The sequence below is a fragment of the Suttonella ornithocola genome, from assembly GCF_001889065.1.
Taxonomy (GTDB): Bacteria; Pseudomonadota; Gammaproteobacteria; order Cardiobacteriales; family Cardiobacteriaceae; genus Suttonella_A; species Suttonella_A ornithocola.
In genome coordinates this window covers 1-2,260 of sequence record NZ_LWHB01000115.1, presented here as the reverse complement: position 1 = coordinate 2,260, position 2,260 = coordinate 1, and the positions used below count along the sequence as shown (strand labels likewise).

The following is a 2,260-nucleotide window of genomic DNA, read 5'->3' as shown; positions in this document are numbered from 1 at the left end:
GGACAATGCCGCTTTTCATAAACGCAGTGATATTCAAGCAATCATTGAAGAGCATGGGCATGAGATAGTTTGGTTACCCCCTTATAGTCCAGACTTAAATCCCATTGAAAAGATGTGGGCTTGGATTAAGCAAATCCGCAAAGAATGGCGGATGGATTGTATTGATACTTTATTCTTTTATCTGCTTTGGATTGGGTTGGGTTTTAGATGATTGCACTATATTACAAACTTCCGTATTTTGGTCAGCCACTTGACTAATTGATTGATCTGAGTCTAATGTTTGTATACTCATTTAAACCTCTTATTTATGAATCGATAGAAGAGAGAGAAGCATTAAGTCTTCGCTGTTTTAACGAAGGAGGTTTAACCAATGATTCATCATTGGAATTCTTATTTTTTCTAGAAATTAATTTAATAGGAGCAGAAGATGCGCTTGGTATCGCGACTACTTGTAAGATAGGCTTTGTGTAATTCTGTTTTACTTTTGCAACATAACCATGCTTGAAGCCAGTGATACTATCGCCACTGTAATAACAACTATATGCTTGCCCCCAGTCTTTTAGCCGTTCATAGCAAGCTTTTAGTATTTTCGAACCTGCCAATAAATTGCTGCATTTATCAAATAACTTTGAAAAGGATAAATATCTATAAAAATTGATTTTGTTGATTTGGGAAAGACCAACGCTATAGTTATAGTCCCCATCTTTCAGAGCTGTAACAACAGCAAGAGCTTCGTTTTCGTTAGATGGTTGTCTTGATAAATAATGACCAACTATCCCTATGGCATAAGGATTGGCTGAGCTTTCGGTGCGCACAATGGCGCTCATCTGCTCAGGAGGGACAACGATAGGACAGCCTAAAAACTCAAACATAACTTGATATTTATATGGTAATTTAATCAATTTATATTGTAAAGATGAGGATGACTTTTTTTATATGTAAAATAGTGTTTTGAACAAAATTAAATAAAAGTTGAAAATCATGGCAAATATAGAAAAGCAACAATTTGTAGATAGGCTTAAAACAGCGCTTTCTAATCAAGGAATTGATGTAGGCAGAGGGTTATATACAACGCTAGCAAAGGAAGTAGGCGTAAGTGTCCAAACCGCGAAAGATTGGTTTGATCTAGAGAAAGGGTGCCCAAGAGCGGAACAACTAGCTCTGTTGGGGCAACGTTGGGGAATATCTATAGACTACTTACTGCTGGGAAATAACTATGAAAGATTAGATTATATTATTCCTATTTATACAGCTGGGGAATTCATTAAAGCAGATAAAGAACAAGCAGATTATGAGAGCAGGAGAATGATTCCAGTATGGAAGAATCTTAATGAGCCTTTTGCTATTGAGCTAGAAAATGAAAGTATGTTGAATATATTAAACCTGAGGGAATCTTTTCCTTCAGGTTTAATCATCATTTTTGAGAAGTTGGATTCAAATGTAGAGAATGTAGAGATTGAAAATGGAAGTTTTGTGTTCGCTCAGGTAGAAAATTTTGGCGTTTTTGCTAAATTTATTCGAGAGAGAGGGCAAACTTATTTAATGACCATGAATCCAAATTATCCAAATTATAATAATTTCAGAGTGTTAGGTAAAATGAGTTATTTTGTTGGTGCTTTTTTTAACTAGATTTTTCATTAGTTTTCTGAACCAATTCATTCTTCTTTATATTCTTTCATAAAATCTGAAAGGCTTAATTTAGCTTCTTTGGAGTCTTCATTATTAGACTTGCTACGAGATTTTGATGGAAATACTTGAAGTGCTCTATCAACTACCCTTGTTTTCCATACTGAACCATCAACTTGTCGAATAACAGCTTTATCAAGACTACCTAATTCAATGGCAAGTTTGGCGGTATAAGCTATTTTACAAGTTTCATCTTTTTGAAGAGGTTTAAGTGCTTCTAAAGTTTTCGCAGCTTGAAGTTTATTTTGACATTCTTCTAATAACGGCTGCAATTCACTAACATTCTCGCTATAGTATTTTGCATCTTTAACGATAGTTTTTTCAGCAACCTTCTTTTCTTCTTTGCTTTCTTCATTTTTAGGACTATCTTCCCCACATCCCTGTAATACAAGAGCGCACGTCAAACTCATAACTAAGATTTTTTTCATCAATAGTTCCTTATCATTTAAATTTAGCCATTAAAAGTTTCAATAATGACAAAATTATCATAATTTTGCAACTAAATGATTTTTATTTGAAATAAGATTCAATCAAAAGATTTATAGTCGCATTGCGGATACTGATCACATCCATA

At 34.1% G+C, this 2,260-nt stretch carries 4 protein-coding genes; 2 read left to right on the top strand and 2 right to left on the bottom strand.

Features of this window, described 5'->3' with window-relative positions; genetic code table 11:
* Nucleotides 1-211, top strand: a 211-nt coding sequence (locus tag A5N85_RS17295; RefSeq protein WP_249023922.1) for a transposase, incomplete at its 5' end; no start/stop codon positions are given.
* A 94-nt stretch (nt 212-305) separates the two neighbouring features.
* Here A5N85_RS17295 and A5N85_RS08875 read toward each other — a convergent pair.
* On the bottom strand, nt 306-902 hold the full coding sequence (locus A5N85_RS08875) for a lytic transglycosylase domain-containing protein (protein ID WP_072576906.1): 597 nt from the start codon (nt 900-902) through the stop codon (nt 306-308).
* 79 nt (nt 903-981) lie between these two features.
* Between A5N85_RS08875 and A5N85_RS08870 the strand changes: the two genes are divergently transcribed.
* Entirely contained in the window at nt 982-1,629 is a 648-nt protein-coding gene (locus A5N85_RS08870; RefSeq protein ID WP_072576905.1) for a S24 family peptidase, read from the top strand.
* A 26-nt stretch (nt 1,630-1,655) separates the two neighbouring features.
* Here A5N85_RS08870 and A5N85_RS08865 read toward each other — a convergent pair whose 3' ends face one another.
* The gene (locus tag A5N85_RS08865; protein ID WP_072576904.1) at nt 1,656-2,114 is read right to left on the bottom strand and encodes a hypothetical protein; all 459 of its coding nucleotides are present in this window, start codon (nt 2,112-2,114) and stop codon (nt 1,656-1,658) included.
* Nucleotides 2,115-2,260: the final 146 nt, after the last annotated feature.